This window comes from Acidobacteriota bacterium, from assembly GCA_020853395.1.
In the GTDB taxonomy this organism is placed as follows: domain Bacteria; phylum Acidobacteriota; class Vicinamibacteria; order Vicinamibacterales; family SCN-69-37; genus JADYYY01.
In genome coordinates this window covers 1-19,266 of the sequence record JADYYY010000004.1, presented here as the reverse complement: position 1 = coordinate 19,266, position 19,266 = coordinate 1, and the positions used below count along the sequence as shown (strand labels likewise).

Sequence of the window (19,266 nt, the reverse complement as noted above, 5' to 3'; positions counted from 1 at the left end):
CGGCAGCCTCGGCGGCTATTGTCGCAGAGATGCCGGACGCTGGGCCAGAACGCGCCGGTACACGGCCAGATAGGCGGCGTCGACCGCGGCCCGGCCGAACCTGGCCTGGAGCAGGTCGAGCGTGGAGGGCCGGACGCGCCGGGGCGAGGTCAACCTGTCGGCCAGCGCGGCCGCGAGCGCGTCCGTATCCTCTCGCGCAACGACCGCGACGTCGTCGCCGAAGAGGCCGTGCAGTTCGACGCCGCCCGGGTGATCGGCCGAGAGCACGGGCGTGCCGGCGGCGAGCGCTTCGACGGCGACGGTGGGGAGCGCCTCGAGCAGCGACGGCAGCACGAACAGGTCGGCCGCCGCGGCGTACCGGGCCACGTCGTGGTTCGGAACCAGGCCCGCGAACGTGACCTGGCGGGCGACGCCGGCGCGCTCGGCCCGATGCTCCAGGCTCTCGCGGAGCGGGCCCGTGCCGCAGATGACGAGGCGGATGTCCGTGCGGCCGCGCGCGACCTTGGCGAAGGCGTCGATCAGGAACCGCTGGCCCGCCAGCTCGTGCAGGCGTTTGACGTTGAGCACGAGCCGCGGTTCGGCGATCCCCAGCTCCTGGCGCAAGCTGGCGCGCTGCGCCGCGTCCAGCGGCACGAACGCGTCGTCGACGGGCGGGTAGATCACCGACAGCCCCTGCCGGTCCAGGCCGAGCGTTCGCGCGCGATCCAGCAGCCCCTGGCTGTAGAACGTGACTTCCTGCGCCCGCCGGTACGCGCGCGTGAAGGGATCGATCGGCCAGCGCGGGCGGTAGTGCCAGATCTCCGTGCCGTACAGCGTCAGCACCACCGGCAGGCCGCGCCGGTGTGCCCACGCGGCCGCGACCTCGACGATGAGGCCGTTGCTGTGGAGGTGGAGGAGGTCGGCGTCGCGCGCGTGCGCGTCGAGCGCCCGCGCGATCGTCCGCGTTCGCGTGAGCGTGTCGAGCCGCAGGGCGCGGACGGCGGCCGAGCGCGACCGGCGCAGCGGCAGCCGACAGACGCGGCCCGGCAACTCGGCGGGGGCGAGGCTGCCTTGCGCCGGCTCCAGCGACAGGAATCGGACGTCGTCTCCTCGCGCCGCGGCCCAGCGGCCGAGGTGCGCCGGCAGGATCGCGTTGGCCGCCTGGTCGGGCGGCAGGTGCGGCGAGACATGGCAGATCCGCATCGCCGCCGTCATCGGGCGGCGGCCATCCGCTCGTACGGCGCGCTGACGAATGCCGTGCGGTACTCCGCGAAGGTCATCGGCCTGGCGCCCAGCTCACCCGTCGCGAACCCGATGAACCGCTCGAGCCGATCGAAATAGCGGCGCAGCTCGTCGTCCGTCCGGTTGTAGGGACTGCCCCCGACGATGGCCTCGCTCGAGTGAAAGAGCACGTTCAAGAGCGGTACCCGGCGCGCGACGAGCTGCCGCGCGAGGTCGATCATCTCCTCGGCCGAGCTATAGGACGGACGCAGCCATCGCACGCGCGCGATGCCGGCGACGCGCAGCACGCGCTTCGTGGTGTAGGGCCACGGCGCGCGGCCGTACCATCGCTCGAGCCATGCAGGCACGCGCCGGTTCAGCGCCGCCGAGACCGGCAGCTCGAGCAGCGAGCTCGTTCCGGGCCGCGTCGGGTCGTCGTAGGACAAGTAGTACGGCGCGAGCGGCGCCCCGACGAAGTCCGGCCCCTGCTTGTGCGCCTCGTAGAAGAGCGGCGTCACGCTCGATTCGACGAGGTAGCCGCAGCGTTCCAGCGACGACACGTGCGCGGCTGCGAAGCCGAAGCGCCCCGAGCGATACGAGACGGGCGGCGCGTGCACGGCGTCGGCAATCGCGTCCGTCAGCGCACGGAGCTGCGCATCGAATCGATCGAGCGGCAGCGACAGCGCGTACGGATGCCGGTCCACGTCGCCGGCGTCGCACGGCGGCGTCTCCCACGCGTGGTGGTGCGCGCCGATCTCGCAATCGCCTCGCGCGGCCAGATCTCGAAGGATGGCCGCCGACCGGTGATCGCGCGCGACCGGATACGTGACGACGTACGTCGGCCTGACGCCGAGCCCCGTGAGGAACGCGTGCAACCGCGGCAGCGCGTAGATGTTCTCGAACGTCTGATGCCGCCGCGCCTGGCGATCCCACTGGTTGTCGCCCTCGGTGTCGATCGCGACGAGGAGCGCGGGGCCCGGGCCGGCCATCAGCGGTCCTGATCGGAGTCGCCGAGCGTGACGTGCCAACTGTCCGTGTGCCGGTAGAAATCTGGCGGCACGTCGTCGGCGTTCACCTTCGCGACGAACTCCATCGTGGACTTGACCGGGTAGTAGCCGGATCGGCGGAGCAGCTTGCGGAACCGCTCGTCGAGCGCGAACGTGCGGATCTTGTCGGAGTCGGCGTTGCGCGCTTCGCGGTCGACCCACCGCAGCAGCGTCAGGAACCCGGTGACGTCGTCGGGCGCCGTGAGGAAATCGACGAGCAGCGTGACGCGGCCGCGCGGCTCGCGCACGTGCCGGTACACCACGTAGCCGGCGGGCCGGCCGTCGCGCACGAGCGCGGCGATCGAATACCGCACGTGCGGGGCCTGGATGTACTTCCAGTTGAGATAGGCCGCATCGCGCCGCACGGCGAACGTGAAGTGCTGCCGCACGCGCTCCCAGAACTCCGTGAAGGCGTCGTCGAAGTGGCGGATGAGCTGGACCTCGCCTTCGAGCGGCCGCGACCGCGCCACGAGCCTGACCCAGGGGTACGTCACGTACGACACGAGCCGGTTGAGCCCCGTCGGCCAGCCGGGCTGCCGCAGCGCGCGGCGGCTCAGCGGTTTGACCAGGCAGGGCACGGGCCCGACGTCCGGCCACGACATCTTGCGGAAGAGGTTCGACGAGGCCTCGGAGAGCCCGAGACCCAGCGATGCGCCCGTGTGGCGATCCCACGTGCGAAACAGCGTGTCGCCGAGGCCCTGCCGCTGCCGTTCGGGCGCGACCATCACGTCCATGCCCCAGGACGCGTCGATCTCGCGGTTGCCGAGCCACAGCCGCACCGGCATCGTCGCGTACTGCCCGACGACGGTCGTGCCCTCGCGGGCGAGCCAGATGAGGGGGCCTTCCGGCGGGACGTGCGGGTTGTACCGGTACTGCCAGTCCCAGCGGAGGCGGTTCGCCTCCGCGGCGTCGGGGCCGAAGACACGCCGGTACAGCGATTCCACCTGACGGCGGTCTTCCTGGCGATAACGGCCGATCTCTGGCATGTCTCCCGGGGAGCCTTCCCTGACGCGCCGCTCAGGCGGCGGCCAGCACGTACTCGATATTACTGATCAGCGCGTCCTGGGTGATGCGGCTGTTCTTCAGCCACTGGCCCACGACGGGCGGCAGCTTGCGCACCGTCGACGTCACGTGCAGTTCCTCGCGGACGACCCTCAGGCCCGCGGCGGCAATCTGCGCGCGCAACCGGCGCACCCGGACCCGCTCGAGCAGGTCGTCCTCCTTGGCGATGCCCTGCCTGGCGTCGCGGATGAACGAGTTCTCGTGGGCGGGCTCCTTGAGCAGCCCGGGCGCGCGGCGCGCGATCGAGCGGAACACCCGGAACGCCGCGGCGCGTCCGATCAGCAGGTGCAGCGGAATCGGCAGGCGCAGCCTGGGCAGGTGCGCGCCGGCGAAGGACAGGTACGGCGCGGTCGACAGGAAACAGCGGCCGCCGGCGGCGAGCACGCGCCGGCACTCGCCGAGATAACGGGCGGCATCGGCCACGTGCTCGATGACGGCGTGCGACAGCACGAGATCGAACGAGTGATCGGGAAACGGCAGGTGCATGCCGTCCGCCTGGACGAACACCAGGTTCGCGAGCCCGCGCTCGCGTCCGAGCGTCACGCCCGCGTTCACGAACCGCGGCGCCGGATCGATGCCGACGACGAGCGCCGCGTGCTCGGCGAGCGACAGCGGCATGCCGCCGCCGCCGCAGCCGGCGTCGAGCACGCGGCCCGCGATGTTCACGCCTGCGCGTTCGAGGAAGGCCATCACCTTGGCGCTCCGGAAGTACTCGAAGAGCGCGTAGTCGTATTCGGAACGGAACCGCCGGTCGGCGTGCGCCTTGATCAAATCATCGCGAATTTCCCGCATGCGGCGCATGAATTATAGTGCGTCTGGCGGGGGCTCCCGCCCGCCCCATGCCGAGTGCGCCGACCCGTTCACCGCGCGCGCGCGCGATTGCCGTCCGCCTGTTCCTGCTCGCCTGGATCGTCTACGCGTTCACCGCCGGCGGCAGCTTGACCACCACCGATGCCTCGGTGACGTTCGACGTGACCGAGCAACTGATCGAGCACGGCACCGTCGCGCTGTCGGGCAACCTGCTCGGCAACGAGGCGGAACGGGGGAGCGACGGCCGGTACTACTCGCCGTTCGGGATCGGCCAATCGCTGTTCAACGTGCCGTTCTACCTTGCCGGGCGCGCCGTCACGCAGGCGGGGTTCAGAATCGGCAAGCCGGACACGATCCCGAAGGCGGCCGTGGCGATGAGCCAGACGCTCGTCGGCGCGGCGATCGTGGCCGGCACGTTCTGGCTCGCCGTGCTGGTCACCGGACGGATCGACGCCGCGATCGGCGCGGCGCTCACCCTCGCGTTCGGCACGCTCGTGTGGCCCTACGCGCGGTTCGGATTCAACCAGCCGCTGGCCTGCGCGACGCTCCTCGCCGCGGTCATCCAGGCGCACACCGCGGTGCGAACCGGATCGGTCAGAGCGGCGGCCGCGAGCGGCGCGTGGCTCGCCGCCAGCCTGTTGACCCGCCACGAGATGGCGCTGGCGGCCGCGCCCATCGGCGCATGGCTCCTGCTGGCCGATCGCAAGGCGCCCGCCCGGTTTCAGCGGCTGGCGGTCTTCACTGCTGCCGCAGCCTGCGGGCTTGCCGCCTGGATGGCGCTGAACGCCTGGCGCTTCGGCAATCCCTTCGATCCCGGCCTGCTGCGCGATCCGGTTCCCGGCTTCGGCAGCTCGATCGTCTCGGGCCTCGCCGGCCTGCTGTTCAGCCCCGGCGCGTCGATCCTGCTGTACTCGCCCGTCGTCGTCCTCGGCGCCATCGGCATCGCGAAGCTCGCGCGCCACGATTCCGCGACGGCGCTGTGGCTCGCGTCGTTTCCGATCGCGTTTCTCCTCTTCTACGCGACGCTGGGCAACTGGCTGGCGGGCCGCTCGTACGGCTCGCGGTATCTCGTCGTCGTGCTGCCCTACCTGGCAGTCGGCTGGGCCGTGTGGCTCGAGCGGATGCCGGCCGTCGCGCGAGCTGGCGCGCTCATCGCGGTCATCGGCGTCGGCGCCGTCGTCCAGTTGCCTGGCGTGGTCGTGGACTACGCGAAGGTCAGCGAGGACGCCGCGCGCCGCGCGACGCCGTTCACGACCGAAGAACGGCAGTGGGACTGGCGCGCGTCGTCGCTCGTCCTCGGTGCGCGGGCGGCCGTCCGCGCGGTGCCGGCCAACGTCCGCTACCTGACCGGACGCGAGACGCCACCGCCTGTCGTCGGACCGCGCGACGACGAGGACCGATCGTTTTCGAGGCAGTTCGCGTTCAGCCTCGACTTCTGGTGGATGTACCTCTACTACCTTGGCGCGATCCCGCGAGGCGCGGTCGCGGCGATTGCCGCGGCGTTCCTGGCGGCAATCCTCGCGATCGCCCGGCGGCTGCGAGCAGAGGCCAGGCGCGCTGAACTATAGTGCTGCCCGTGTCCGCGTCCGAGACGTCCCTGCCCGATCTGAGCCTGGTGGTGCCGACCTACAACGAGCACGATCGGCTCGAGGAGCTGACGACGGCGCTCTTCGACGTCACGTCGCGCGCCGGCATCGCGCTGGAGCTCGTCGTCGTCGACGACAACTCGCCGGACGGCACGGGCGAGCTGGCGGATCGGCTCGCCGCGACGCGGCGCATGCGCGTCGTGCACCGCGCCGGCAAGCTCGGCCTGGGCTCTGCGGTCGTCGCCGGCTTCCAGGCCGCGTCGGCGGCGACGCTCGGCGTCATGGACGCGGACTTCAGCCATCCGCCGGCGCTCGTGCCGCGCATGCTGGCCGCTTTTCGCCAGTCGCAGGCGGACGTGCTCGTGGCCAGCCGCTACATTCCCGGCGGCAGCACGCCGAACTGGCCGTTCAAGCGCCGCGTGCTGTCGCGTTTCGGCTGCCTGCTCGCTAGGCCGCTGTCGCCCATCCGCGACGCGGCGTCCGGCTTCTTCCTCATTCGGGCCGACATCGCCAAGCAGATCACGATCAAGGCGGGAGGCTTCAAGATCTGCCTCGAGCTGATCGTGCGCGGCAAAGTGCGGCGGCTCGTCGAGATTCCGTACCGATTCGACGATCGCGAGCTCGGGGAGAGCAAGATGAGCATGCGCGAAGCGTCCGGCTACCTCGTGCAGCTTCGCGATCTCTACCGGCTGAGCTGGTCGGCGCCGCGCCCCGCACGCGAGTACCGCAGGTTCACGCCCGCCGAAGTGGACGCGATGACGCGCGAGGCGCAGCGCTGAGGCGCGCCGGTCATCGGCCGCGCCGGCCGAACTTGTCGACCAGCACGGCCCGATCCGGTGCCGGCGTCTCGTCCACGTCGAAGGTGGCGACGACCGCGCGGTCCGGGTAGTGCGCGAGGAGCCTATCGATGAGCCCCGAGCCATCGGAGCTCTCGTAGCCGACGCTGGGCAGGTCGTACGTCAGCACGAACCTGATGTCGTCGCGCTGCAGCCGATCCTCGTAGTTGCCGAAGCCGTTGCCGATGAAGATCGGTTTGATCCGGTTCTCGAGCGCCATGCCGTTCGCGAGCTTGCCCTGCACGAGCGTGCCCGCCGGCAGGAGCCGGCCGAGCGAGACGGACGCGTCGTAGTTTGTGGTGTGCGCGGCCTGCGCGAAGCGGACGAACGTGATGAGGTCCGACACCATCGCGATCGCGACGACCGTCGTCGCAGCGGCGACGGGCACGCGCGGGCGCGCGATCCAGCTCGAGAACCGGGTCCATCGGAGCGCTGCTGCGGCGGTGGCCGCGAGCGCGAGCGCCGCTGACAGCCGCACGGCCACGCGGTAATCGCCCGCCTCCACCGACGTCTGGAGCCACGGCCGCAGCAGGCTGCCGAAGGCGATGTAGGCGGCGAGCGCTCCGATCGGTGCCACGAGCCACGCCGCGCGTCCGCTCAGCCACCGGTCGCGCGAGTCGCCGGCTGTCGCGTCGAACAGCCAGAGCGCGGCGAGCGCGGCGAACGCCGGCACGAACATCACGTACCGCCGCGCATTGCCGGAGTCGTGTACCACGAGCTCCGCGAGGCCGACGACGACCCAGAGCACGAGAAGGCGCTCGGCCGGCGTCGCGCGCGGCCAGCGGACGACGAGGCCGACGAGACCCGCGAGGCCGGCGAGCACGATTGGCAGCGACCGGCTGAAGACGTCGTGCGCGAGCGGCAGCCACGACGCGCGATCCACCAGCGCCCGGACCGAGTACTCGGGCTTGCGCGTGACGCTCATCTGCCAGTTGTAGAAGCGGTACTCGGTCCAGTGCGGCAGCACGAACAGCAGCCCGATGACGGCGAAGGTCAGCGCGAGGCCGGCGAGCGTCCACCACGCCGCACGTCGCGCGGCCGGGCTGGAGGCGAGCCGCGGTGAGGGCAGCAGCATCAGCGCGGCGTTCAGGAGCAGCGCGGCGACGAAGAACGCGGCCGCGGCCTTCGTGAACCAGGCGAGGGCGGCACAGGCGCCGGCGACCGCGGCCCATCCGGCACGGCGTTCGGCCGCCGCCGCGGCGGCCCACGCCGCGACCAGGCACGCCGTCATCGTCGTCTCCATCATCGCGGCGCGGTTCCACATGACGAAGACGTAGTTCGTGGCGAGCAGGGCGCCGCCGGCGAGCGCGGCCCGCCGGCCACGCAGCAGGCCGACGCCGATCATCAGGCAGCCAATCGCCACGAGCCCCGAGGCCACCGGCACGGTGCGCGCCTGCCAGAGGCCCACGCCGAAGGCGCTGAAGGCGCCGTACTCCAACGCGGTGAACACCGGGGCGACGAAGACGGGATTCCAGTTGTCGGTTCGCCAGACGCCCCAGAGCACGCGGTTACGGGCGTTGTGCGTCCAGGCTCCCTCGTCGTGCCACACGATGCCGACCGCCGCCGCCGGCGGAGGGTCGGCTCTCAGCCAGCTCGTGCGCAAGACGGCTGCGAGGACGAGCACCGCGACCACGCCGATCCACCACCACCGCGAGCGCGCCATGTCAGTCGTTGCGCCGCCAGACGCTGAAGAGCGGCGTCTCGGCGTCGAGCGAGTAGTGGGTCGAGAGCCAGGGCGAGAGAAGCGGCGACGAGAGGAAGAAGGCGGCCGAATCCGGATCCATCGGTCCCCAGTCCTTCTTCTGCAGCACGACGAGGGCCGGCGGCGTGGCCTGAAGGTCGCGCAGCAGGCCGGCCGATCCGTAGCCGGGCCGATCGGCCGCGAACTCCACGACGACCGGGCGGCTCCAGAAGAAGCGGGACGCGCTCGAGCGCCCGGCGTTCACGTACACGGCGGGCGCGAAGCCGAAGACCAGAATGCGATCCGGCGACGTGGTCGTGGCGGCCACGCGCGACGTCAGCCGATCGATCTCCAGCGCGTCGTACTTCTGGGCGCCCGTGAACCGCTGCAAGTACGTCTCGCGCGGCATCGTACCGCGAATGTACTGGATGTCCCAGGCGAGGTTGTCGGCGAGCTGGGGGAGCGTTGCCCACCGCGCGCCGACGAACGACGGCGCTTCGACGCCGACGCGCCAGACGCCAACCGCGAGCAGGAGCACGACGAGCGCCGGGCCGACGCGCCGGACGGCCCACAGCGCGGAGAAGCCGTTCGCCCCCGCGAAGGCCAGGGCCGGCACGGCCTGCACGAAGTACTGCGGGAGGTTGCGCGCGCCGTTCGTGGCGATCGACAGCACGGCGGCAGCGATCCAGGCGCATGCCAGGATGGCACGGGCATGTGCCCGTTCGCGCCTGAGGGCGATGAGCGCCATCGCACCGGCGAGGCCGAGATACCAGAGCATGTCGGCTCGCCCGCGCTCGAGCGGGATTCCGAGCATGTACCGCATCACCGAGAGCGGGCCGCTGTACGTCTCGCCGGAGTACTGCAGGTTGTAGTCGAGCGTGGCCATGCGCAGCGGTTCGAGCGCGCCGTGCGCCGCGAAGTAGACGAGCACCACCGTCGAGACCGCGGCGAAGCCGGCGGCCAGCCACGCCAGCGCGGCGCGGATCTCGCGCGTGTCGCCACGCGTGGGCCAGAGCAGCGCGGCCGTCACGGGCAGCGCGTAGGCGAGCGCGTTGTACTTGAGCCAGAACGCGGCGGCGACCAACGCCCCGGCACTCGCGGCGGTCCGCCACGTTCGTGGCCGCGCCGCGGCGAAGACCAGGGCGAACACCACCGCGGGCGCGATGAAGCTCTCGCACTGGCCGCGCACGTACACGCCACCGAGCCGCGAGATTGCCGGATGCCCCCAGAGCAGCGCGAGGGCAGCGGCGATCCACCCGATCGCGGGAGCTGCCGTGCGGCGGCCGAGCGCGACGAGGCCCACGGCGAGCAACGCTGCCGCCGCGAGGTCGGCCACGGCCGTCGCCGATGGCCTGGGCCACGCGAGGCGGACCAATGCGTATACGAAGAAAATGCCGGGAGGCTTCTGGTCCCAGGCGTCGACGTACGGCACGGCGCCTGCGAGGATCCGTTCGCCGACGTACTGATAGAGGTACTGGTCGCTGCCTGCGGGCTCGACGAGCGCCGGAAGCCGCAGAGCGAGCAGCGCGACGATGAGCAGCGGCCATCGCCAGGCGCGGCGCGGCGGTCCGTCCGGTGCGCGACGGGTCATGTCCGACACCGCGGTTCGGCCGGCGGGCTGCCTAGGCGGCGCGTTGGCGGACCTGTGCGACGGGCGGCGGGCTGGCGACGTTCGCGCCGAACAGCACGCGCGACGCGACGTGCCAGGCGATGTCCCACTTGGTCACGGCCAGCCGCACGACGTCCCCCAGATGACGCCACAGGTACGCGGGACGGAGGTAGAACCGCCGCCTGGCGCGGTTGATCGCATCCATGACCACGCGCTCGTTCAGGCCGTTTCCCGACATCAGGTAGTACGAGTACTCCATCCGCGACCAGTCCTCGCTCACGAGGAGACCATCGCGCTTGGCCTTGGTGTAGAGCTCCGTGCCGGGATAGGGCACCGCGGGGTAGAAGTTCGCGAAGTCGGGCTCGAGCTCGATGGCGTAGTCGACCGTCCGCTGGAGCGATGCCGGCGTTTCGCCCGGATAGCCCAGGATGAAGAACCCGAACGATCGGATCCCCGCCTGCCGCATGTTCTGGATGGCGGCCCGGATCTTCTGGCCCTCGAGCCGCTTCATCATGTCCTTGCGCGTCTCGTCGGACTCGGTCTCGATGCCGAGCGCGAGCATCCAGCAGCCGGCCTGGCGCAGCCGGGCGACGAACGCCGGATCGGTCAGGTTGTCGGCCCGCGCGTTGCCGAACCACTGAACGGGGAGCTTCCTGGCGATCAGCTCGTCGCAGAACGCGCTGAACGTCTTCACGTTCAGCGTCACGGTATCGCCCCAGAGATAGAAGAACTTCAGCCCGAACGTCCGGTAGCCGTGCTCCAGCTCGTCGACGAGCGCCTTCGCGCTCTTCTCGCGGAACTTGTGGCCTTGATGGATGGGCGCCACGCAGAAGTCGCACGAGTAGGGGCAGCCGCGCGACGTCTCGACCAGCACGTAGGGCTGATCCACGATCGGCAGCCGGTACGAGTCGACGTCGAGCAGATCCCACGCCGGGTACGGCGCGGTGAGAAAACCGGCGAACGTGCCCTGGGCGCGGTGCGAGACGACGTCGCGGCCGCGGCGGAACGTGAGGCTGGGGATCGTGTCGAGCGCGTCGAGGCTGTCGAGCCTCGCGAGCGCGATGATGCCATCCTCCGGCTCGCCCACGAACATGCCGTCGACGGCGGCCGCCCGCGCCATGGACTCGGCGGGCGTACAGGACGCGTGCGGGCCGAAGCAGAACAGCGGTGCGCCGTACCGCGCCTTGATCTTGGCCATCTCGGCCACGTCCGCCTCGAGCGTCGGCGTGGTGCTGGGAAAGAGCACGAGCGTGGGCTCGAACCGCTCCGCGTCGAGCCGGCGCACCAGATCGTCGACGGTCTGCTGCGTCGCGGTGAGATCGACGACCCGGACGTCGCAGCCTTGCGCCCGGAGCAGCGCCGCGCCGAGCGCCAGCGTGTAGGGCGGCTTCGTCGTGCCGAGCACTTCTTCCCGTTCCTGGCAGCGGCCCTGGCGCGTGAACGCGATGCCGCCGACGAGCGGCGGGTTCACGAAGAGGGTTCGGGCACCGAGCATGAAGATCCTGTCAGGAGGCGTCCACCGCCGCGAGCGGCTCGTCGACCGGCGCGGTCGCGGCCGGCCGCGGCGCGAGCTCGACCTTGCAGCAGCGGCGGCAGACCGGAAAGATACCATTTTCGACGAGCGTCCGGCGCATGGAAACGTAGCGGGGACCGGTCCACACCTCCTCGAGCGATTGCGTGGTGAGATCGCCGACTTCGACCCGGATGAACGGGCAGAAGTACGCCTTGCCGCTGAACGAGACCCGCGCGTACAGGAACGGGTACAGGCATCGTCCCTCGAGCGCCTCGCCGGGGGTGTAGTACGGCGTCACCAGGTCGCCGCGCACCTTGGGGCGCATGTCGAACCGGATGCCGCGCCGGTGGCACTCCGACGCGAGCCGGGCCACCTGCGTGCGGACCCGTTCGGGATCCAGGCCCGTGTCGCGCGTGACGAACGTCGAGATCACCGACGGATCGCCGATCCCGAGCAGGCGCACGGTCTCGTCGACCTCCTCCGGCGTGCTGTACATCAGGTGATTCAAGCCGATCGCGTCCACGCCGAGCTCCTCGGCGACGCCGACCATCTCGTGGAGCGCGTCGAGCGTCTCGTGCGCGACGGTCGTGTTCACGCTGACGCGAAGCGGCGCGCCGGTCTCTCGCGCCGCCGTCTGCAGCCGCCGCAGCCCCTCGGCCGTCCGCGCGAACGTCCCGTTGACGCCCCGCGCCCGGTCGTGCAGCTCGTTCGGCCCGTCGATCGACACGCTGATGTGTTTGAGGAAGCCGGCGTGCGCCAGATCGGCCAGTGCCCGCGCGCGCTCCGGCGTGATGATCGTGCCGTTCGTCGTGAGATACCCGCAGACGTAGCCCTTCTGCCGGAAGACGTCCATCACCTGCAGGATGTCCTTCCGCATGAAGATCTCGCCGCCGGTGAGGCTGACCTGCAGCCCGTCCCGATCGGGGAACGCGCGCTCGAGCGCGTCGAGCGGTAGCTCCTGGCGCCACTCCCCCTCGATGTTCAGCAGCGTGCCGACGTAGCAGAACTCGCAGTGCAGGTTGCAGCGCATCGTCGCTTCGTACACGACGCCCATGGGGAGACGGCCGGCGTGGCCGTCGCGCCGCTCGAGGAACGCGTTGATCCGGCGGGCGTAGCTGCCTCGCCGATAGCGCGCCAGCGCGCTCGTGAAGAACGGGACGCCGCGCAGGCGGCGCGCGACCGCTTCCCGGAGCCGTGGGGACCTGGCCATCAGTCGATCGTCCAGATCTCGACGATGGGCCCGGGTCGCTCGAGCTCGGCGGCGATCCGCGTGCTGCTGTTGTGGAGAAACGGCGGGACGGCCTGGCGGCGGTCTGGGCTGGCGTCGTGCCGGTACGGCGAAAACACCGCGGCCAGCCGCCCTTCCCGACGCAGGGCCGCGCTGATGGCGACCATCGACACGTCCTCGACATTGTACCGCTTCATCACGACGCACGTCACCGCGAGGCGCCGCAGCGGCTCGAGGCTGCCGGCCTGGTCGAAGGCCGCCGGCTCGACGTAGATCTTGTCGACGTCGAGCCCGCCGGCCCCGAGAAAGAGCGTCCGGTAGGCGGGCGACGGATACGGATCGAGGCGCAGTAGCCGGGTGAACTTGACGGAGGCACGCGCCGGGTCGCCGAGGTGCGCGCGAAGCGCCTCCTCGAGCGAGCCGCGCGACTGGCGGAGCTGCACGCTGTAGGGCTGCACCAGGATCGACGTCCCTTCCGGAAGCGTCCGCTCGATCCACTGTTGCGCCAGCGTGCGGGTATCCGCCTGGCGGAAGAACAGCCCGACACGGACGCTGCTCCAGCCGGCCTCCAGGCCGGCGCCGGCGAGCAGCGCGACGCCCGCCACGCGCCAGATCCGGCGGCGATGGCGCAGCGTCCACGACACGGCGGCGCCCGCGAGCAGCAGCATGAAGGGGAGGACCGGGTTGAGGTAGCGGCTCGCCGGAACGGTGTTGGCGATGAAGGCGATGAACGCGAGCGAAAACGCGAGCGCCACGATCGCCGTTCTGGCGCCGGATCGCAGCGTCACGATCAGCCCGCCGGCGGCCAGCACGCACGCCAGTCGCCCCGCCGCGTCGCGCGCGAGCCACCCAAGGTAGTACTCCGCGGCGCCGAACGCGCCGGTCGAGGTGGTCAGCCGATCGATGACGATGGCCCGGTTGGCGGAGATGTCGTCGAGCGCCCTCATCGGCTCCAGTAGGAGGAAGGGGGAGCCGGCGAAGAAGACCAGGGCGGCCGCGCCGCCGACGAGGAGCAGCCGCCGGACCCTCGCGGCGACAGACGCGCGATCGGCCTGCGCCGAAAGGGCGCCGATGGCCACCGGCAGCGTGACGAAGACCGCGTAGTAGTGCGTGGACATCGCGAGGCCGGTCAGGAGCCCGACGAGGATCCAACGGCGGGAGCGCGCCGGGTCCGACCAGGCGCGCAGCAGCGCGAGATGGGCGAGCACGATGAGCAGCGTCACCGGCACGTCGTGCTTGACGTAGTGCGCGTCGGTCACGGCCAGCGGTGCGAGGCCGAGCAGCACGGCCGCCGACAGGCCCGCGCGCGCGTCCCACAAGCGGGCGCCGAGGTGCGCCGTCGCCCAGACGGTCAGGACGCCGCAGGCGGCCGTGAGGCCGCGGCCGACGAGGTAGATCGACGTCGGGTCCACGAAGAACGCGCGCTCGAACGCCGCGAGCGAGCCGAACATCCCGAGCAGCCGACCCGCGACGAACCAGAGAGCTTCGCAGGCGAACAGCGCGTAGAAGTACAGGCTCGGATACAGGAAGTTGCGCGGGTTGAACTGCGTCTGCGCCAGGCCGACCGCCCGGTTCATGATCGCGACTTCGTCCGGGTTGTGCACCGCGGGCAGGCCGTAGGCGAGCCCGAGGCAGCGGACGAGCGCGGACAGGACGAGCACGGCCCCGAGGATCAGCCGCCAGCGGCGTCGTCCCGCGGCCGAGGCGCCCGGCGCCGGGGGTGGACTAGAGCCGCGCACTGGTTCCGTCAGGCGATCTGCGCCACCCGCGTCCGCGAACGCGCGTCACCAGCTCGACAAGATACGCCCGCTCGGACGGGCGAAGGAAGCCGCTCCACCACAGCATCAGCGCATACGCGATCACGGCCGTGCCGCCGCGCACGACGAGCCCTGCGAGCGGTGCCATCGACGGTACCGCCCAGCGCGCGAGCAGCGCGGCGCCGAGCCCGGCCACGACGACCCGCGCGATGCGCGCCGTCTCGTAGCGCATCGGATAGAACCGGTGCGCGAGCGCGCCCGCCAGGCCGGCCTGCACGGCCGACGCGAAGAGGAACGCGAGCGCAGCGCCGAGCGCGCCATGGCGCGGCATCAGCCAGACGCCGCCGGCCAGCACGGCCGCGGCCGCCGTGAAGGTGGCGACCGGATAGAACTCGGTGCGGCTCGTGAGATTCAGGCCGATGGACGTGAGCAGGTAGACGCCCTGCAGCGCCATGCCGAGCGCGATGATCGGCAGCAGATCGGCGGCGCGCAGGTAGTCCGGCGTGAGGACCACGAGCACGACGTCGTGCGCGACGGCCGTCATCGCCGCCACGAGCAGGGCGAGGACGGCGACGCCGTAGGTTGCGACCTTGGCGAGCGTGATCTTCCCGTCCGGCTCGCGCGCGGCCGCGTAGTAGAACGGCGCCCACGCGGTCTCGAACGCGCCGGTGAAGAACTTGATCGCCGTGCCGAGCGCTTGGCCGTTCTGGAACACGCCCAGCTCCGGCTGGGTGATGTACCGGTTGAGCAGGAGCTTGTTCCCGCCGTCGAGGATCTGCTGGGCCATCCCGTGCGGCACTCGGGGCAGGCCGAAGCGGAGCGCGCGGCTGAGATCGTCCCACGAGAACGTGAACGCGACGAGCGGCCGGCCCCATCGCCACAGCACCGGAAGGAGCAGCAGCGTGACGGCGAGATCCGCGAGGTACACGCCCGTGAGGCCGAGGCCGAGCCAGATCACGAGCGCGATGCGGAGCACGACCGTGCCGACGCTCCTGGCGAACGTCAGGGCGCTGTACGCGACGGCCTGCCGCTGCATGCGCATCGAATGGAACGGCAGGAACGTGGCGGCGATGAGCCACGTGTTCGCGAGCATCAGGTTCGCGGCGGGCAGGTACTTGGCCGGGTCGTCGAAGAGGCGCACCGCGACGAACGGCGCGGCCGCGAACGCGCCGGCGAACACGAGCGTGTTGGCGGCGAGCAGGAACCACAGGATCGTGCTCGCCAGCCGGGGCCGCCGCTCGGCGTCCTCGTGGTAGTAGCGCATGAACGCGCCGTCCAGCCCCCATCGAGACAGCACCTTGGCGAAGGCTTCGATCGCGCCGAGCAGCGCCAGGCCGCCGAAGTCGAGCGCCGTGAGGAAGCCGCCCTTGACGTACACGGCGAGCAGCGCGAAGTTCACGACCTGGATGGCGACGTCGCCGGCGCCGTAGATCGCGACGCCTGTCGAGAGCTGCTTCAGCCGATCGCGCATCGCGAGCCGCTACACGCGTTCGAATCGCAGCACGTTCAGGAAACACCAGCCCGGCACCGGCAGCGCGACGGTCAGCGCCCGGTGCAGCCACCGTAGCCGCGCGGGCTGACGACGAATCAGGCGCGTCAGCACCGGGACGGTGGGGAAGATGCCCCGCCGCTCGACGAGACGGAATCCCGCGCGAGCCGCCAGCCGCAGGAACTCCGCCACCGGACGATCGCCGGGATGCTTCTCGAGGCTCGCGGTCCGGATGAGCCGGCCGGTCAGAAGGAAGTGCACGCGCGACTGGAGGTGCGCGAGGTTCGGCACCGTGACGAGCAGCTCGCCGCCCGGACGCAGGACGCGATGGAGCTCGCCGAACGCGCGCGGCTGTTCCTCGAACGTGAGGTGCTCGAGCACGTCGAGACACAGCGCGACGTCGAACCGGCCATCGTCGACCGGAAGGGCCAGGAGCGACGCCTGCTGCACGTGGGCGGAGCTGTAGTGCGGATCGACGCCGTGCATCGCGAGCCGATCGTGGAACTCCTCGACGAGCACGCCTTCGCCGCAGCCGGCATCCAGCACGGCCGTCCCGCGCGGCAGGCGCTCGAGATACGAGCGGACGATCCGGAGCTTCGCGAGGTAGGTCGGGTAGAACTCCCAGGACGGCGACGGTTGCCGATGGTAGTCGCCGCGCTCGAGGTACGCGCCGCTCCTCGAGGCAGCCGGGACGGCGTCGGTGGGCGGGCCGGCCTGCTGCTCCTCGGTCATGCTGATCATTGCGGCATACATCGGGCGGCGCCGGACTGGACGTCCGGCCGCCGCCCCACGCGGACGTCGCCGGCGCTACGGCGCGATCTGGTAGACGGTCGAGCGAATCCGAGTGTAGTTCATGTTGTCGAGGAGCAGGAACCGGCCGAGGTTCGGGTCGGCCACCGAGGTCGTCGCCACGGCGCTCGTGCCCGACGGGCAATCGGTCGCACCGATGAGCGCGCCGCTCGCGCTCAACTGCTGCGCGCACGCCAGGCCCGACCACGTGCCCATCGTCAACATCATCGTCTGGGTCGCGCTGTTGTAGGCGACGCTCGGCAGGCCGAAGCCGCCGCCGTCGACCGCGCTGTTGGTGCTCTGCTTGAGCAGCGTCGCGGTCCCGAGCGTGCCGGTGGGCCCGACGGTCTTGCCCCAGATCGTCTTGAAGTCGCGGATGAACGTCACGAGGAACTGGCCCGTCGGCGGGCTGAACACCACGGCGGCTTCGCCCTCGATCGGGGCGCTGTCGACGACGAAGGAGTTCGCGCCGACGGCCGCCGCGGCGCCGTCGACGAAGCGGCCCCAGATGGTGTTGCGGCCGCCGTTGTTGTTCCCCCAACTGTAGCCCACGACCAGGCAGCGGCCCGTCGTGTTGCAGGCGATGTGCGGATCCGACTGGCCGTCGGTCGTGTCGGTCAAGAGCGTGCTCGGCGTGACGATCGTGCCGTCGGGCGCCAACGCGGCGACGAACGACTGCGGCGTCGGGTTCGGGGCCCACACGTGCCAGGTGACGAGGAAGACGCCCGCGCCGGGCGAATAGGCGATGCCGGCGGAGTTGCCCGGATCGCGGAACGTTGCCACCGGAATCTCGCTCGTGAGGAACGCCGGGCTGCCGGCGTTGTAGCTGAGGAACCGCGCGGTGCGCTGATGCGACGTGGCGCCGAGGACCTTCGTGTAGGCGACGAGGAAGCGCTGCTGCTCGGGCGAGTAGACGACGCGCGCCCAGCCGGCCTGCTGGCTGCCGGTCGAGATCGCGAACCTCGCGCCGATCGGCCCGCCGTCCTGGCCGACGAACTGGCCGTTGACCGGCCCGCTCGACTGTGTGCCCCAGACGACGAGGTAGACGTTGTTGATCGAATCGAACGCCGCGTCGAATCGCACGAGCCGCCGTGAGTCGTCCGCGACGGTCGTCGGCCCCAACGCTCGGGTCAACGTGCCGGACGGCGGCGCGCCGCCGCCGCCCCCGCCGCCCCCGGCGGGCGCGACCGTGACGGTGGCGGTGGTCGAGTTGGCGGTGCCGATGGCGTTGCTGACGCGGACCCAGTAGCTGGTCGTGCTCGTCAGCGCGGGCGTCGTGTAGCTGGCGGCCGTCGCGCCGCCGATCGGCGAGGCCGTGCTCGGGCTGGTGCCGAGATACCACTGGTAGCTCAGCGGGGTCGTGCCGGTGGCCGCGACCGTCAGCGTCGCGGTGGCGCCGTTGGCGATCGACGGGCTCAGCGGCTGCGTCGTAATCGTCGGCGCCGTGCCGGCCGGCGCGACCGTGACGGTGGCCGTGGTCGAGTTGGCGGTGCCGATGGCGTTGCTGACGCGGACCCAGTAGCTGGTCGTGCTCGTCAGCGCGGGCGTCGTGTAGCTGGCCGCCGTGGCCCCGCCGATCGGCGAGCCCGTGTTCGGGCTGGTGCCGAGATACCACTGGTAGCTCAACGGGGTCGTGCCGGTGGCCGCGACCGTCAGCGTCGCCGTGGCGCCGTTGGCGATCGATGGGCTCAGCGGCTGCGTCGTGATGGTCGGCGCCGTGCCGCCGCCTCCGCCGCCGCCCGCGCCGCTGCCCACCTGGTAGATCGTCGCCCGGATGACGGCATACGCCTGGTTGTCGAACATCGCGAAGCGGCCGCGGCCCGGGTCGGCCACCGCCACGGTGTAGTGCGTCGCTTCGAAGCCGCCCGGCACGCAGTCGGTCGCGCCGGTGGGCGTGCCGCTCGACGTGAGCTGCAGCGCACAGGCCTTGCCCCACCAACTGCCCATCGTGAGCAGGAAGCTCTGCGACGTGCTGTTGTAGGCGAGGCTGGGCAGGCCGAAGCCGCCGCCGTCCTCCGCGCTGTTGGTGCTCTGCTTGAGCAGGGTCGCGCTGCCGAGCCCGCCGTTGACGTCGACGGTCTTGCTCCAGATCGTCTTGAAGTCGCGCACGAAGGTCACGACGAACTGGCCGGTCGCCGGGTTGAACGTGGCGGCGCCGTCGCCTTCGATGGCGGCGCTGTCGACGACGAAGGAGTTGGCGCCGACGGCCGCCGCGGCGCCGTCGATGAAGCGGCCCCAGATGGTGTTGCGGCCGCCGTTGGTGTTGCCCCAACTGTAGCCGACGATGAGGCAGCGGCCCGTCGTGTTGCACGCGATGTTCGGGTCCGACTGGCCGTCGGCCGGGTCGGTCAGAAGCGTGCTCGGCGTGACGATCGTGCCGTTGGGCGCCAGCGCGGCGACGTACGACTGCGGCGTCGGGTTCGGCGCCCACACGTACCAGCTCACGAGGAAGACGCCCGCGCCCGGCGAGTAGGCCACGCCGGCGGCGTTGCCCGCATCGCGGAAGGTCGCCACGGGGATCTCGTCGGTGAGAAACGCCGGGCTGCCGGCGTTGTAGCTGAGGAACCGCGCGGTGCGCTGATGCGACGTGGCGCCGAGGATCTTCGTGTAGGCGACGAGGAAGCGCTGCTGCTCGGGCGAGTAGACGACGCGCGCCCAGC

At 71.2% G+C, this 19,266-nt stretch carries 14 protein-coding genes; 2 read left to right on the top strand and 12 right to left on the bottom strand.

The window, feature by feature from the left end; translation table 11 throughout:
• Positions 1-15: 15 nt before the first annotated feature.
• Genes IT184_03600 through IT184_03585 form a run of 4 tightly spaced genes read right to left on the bottom strand, consistent with a single transcriptional unit; the run spans position 16 to position 4,100 of the window.
• Positions 16-1,182 carry a glycosyltransferase gene (locus IT184_03600; protein ID MCC7007877.1) on the bottom strand — a complete coding sequence of 389 codons (1,167 nt, stop codon included), beginning with the start codon at positions 1,180-1,182 and terminating at the stop codon, positions 16-18.
• 8 nt (positions 1,183-1,190) lie between these two features.
• Positions 1,191-2,189, bottom strand: coding sequence for a hypothetical protein (locus tag IT184_03595; GenBank protein ID MCC7007876.1), 999 nt, complete (start codon positions 2,187-2,189; stop codon positions 1,191-1,193).
• On the bottom strand, positions 2,189-3,232 hold the full coding sequence (locus tag IT184_03590) for a GNAT family N-acetyltransferase (protein ID MCC7007875.1): 1,044 nt from the start codon (positions 3,230-3,232) through the stop codon (positions 2,189-2,191). The genes IT184_03595 and IT184_03590 overlap by 1 nt, the downstream gene beginning before the upstream one ends.
• A gap of 31 nt (positions 3,233-3,263) precedes the next feature.
• Positions 3,264-4,100 carry a class I SAM-dependent methyltransferase gene (locus IT184_03585; GenBank protein ID MCC7007874.1) on the bottom strand — a complete coding sequence of 279 codons (837 nt, stop codon included), beginning with the start codon at positions 4,098-4,100 and terminating at the stop codon, positions 3,264-3,266.
• Between the two features lie 47 nt (positions 4,101-4,147).
• On the opposite strand from IT184_03585, the gene IT184_03580 reads away from it, so the two are divergent.
• Positions 4,148-5,686 (top strand): hypothetical protein, encoded by a 1,539-nt coding sequence (locus IT184_03580; protein MCC7007873.1) that lies wholly within the window; start codon positions 4,148-4,150, stop codon positions 5,684-5,686.
• An 8-nt stretch (positions 5,687-5,694) separates the two neighbouring features.
• Positions 5,695-6,483 (top strand): polyprenol monophosphomannose synthase, encoded by a 789-nt coding sequence (locus IT184_03575; protein ID MCC7007872.1) that lies wholly within the window; start codon positions 5,695-5,697, stop codon positions 6,481-6,483.
• Between the two features lie 10 nt (positions 6,484-6,493).
• Here IT184_03575 and IT184_03570 read toward each other — a convergent pair whose 3' ends face one another.
• From IT184_03570 to IT184_03535, 8 genes are all read right to left on the bottom strand, one after another.
• The gene (locus IT184_03570) at positions 6,494-8,203 is read right to left on the bottom strand and encodes a glycosyltransferase family 39 protein (protein MCC7007871.1); all 1,710 of its coding nucleotides are present in this window, start codon (positions 8,201-8,203) and stop codon (positions 6,494-6,496) included.
• A gap of 1 nt (position 8,204) precedes the next feature.
• Complete coding sequence (locus tag IT184_03565; protein MCC7007870.1) at positions 8,205-9,812, bottom strand: hypothetical protein; 1,608 nt, start codon at positions 9,810-9,812, stop codon at positions 8,205-8,207.
• A gap of 31 nt (positions 9,813-9,843) precedes the next feature.
• Positions 9,844-11,325, bottom strand: coding sequence for a radical SAM protein (locus IT184_03560; GenBank protein ID MCC7007869.1), 1,482 nt, complete (start codon positions 11,323-11,325; stop codon positions 9,844-9,846).
• A 10-nt stretch (positions 11,326-11,335) separates the two neighbouring features.
• The gene (locus tag IT184_03555) at positions 11,336-12,553 is read right to left on the bottom strand and encodes a radical SAM protein (GenBank protein MCC7007868.1); all 1,218 of its coding nucleotides are present in this window, start codon (positions 12,551-12,553) and stop codon (positions 11,336-11,338) included.
• A complete protein-coding gene (locus IT184_03550; GenBank protein ID MCC7007867.1) occupies positions 12,553-14,232 on the bottom strand; it encodes a glycosyltransferase family 39 protein in 1,680 nt (559 codons plus the stop codon). Before IT184_03550 ends, IT184_03555 begins: the two co-directional genes overlap by 1 nt.
• Positions 14,233-14,296: 64 nt before the next feature.
• On the bottom strand, positions 14,297-15,799 hold the full coding sequence (locus tag IT184_03545) for a lipopolysaccharide biosynthesis protein (protein ID MCC7007866.1): 1,503 nt from the start codon (positions 15,797-15,799) through the stop codon (positions 14,297-14,299).
• 9 nt (positions 15,800-15,808) lie between these two features.
• Complete coding sequence (locus IT184_03540) at positions 15,809-16,549, bottom strand: class I SAM-dependent methyltransferase (GenBank protein MCC7007865.1); 741 nt, start codon at positions 16,547-16,549, stop codon at positions 15,809-15,811.
• Positions 16,550-16,624: 75 nt separating this feature from the next.
• Positions 16,625-19,266, bottom strand: a 2,642-nt coding sequence (locus IT184_03535) for a hypothetical protein (protein ID MCC7007864.1), incomplete at its 5' end; no start/stop codon positions are given.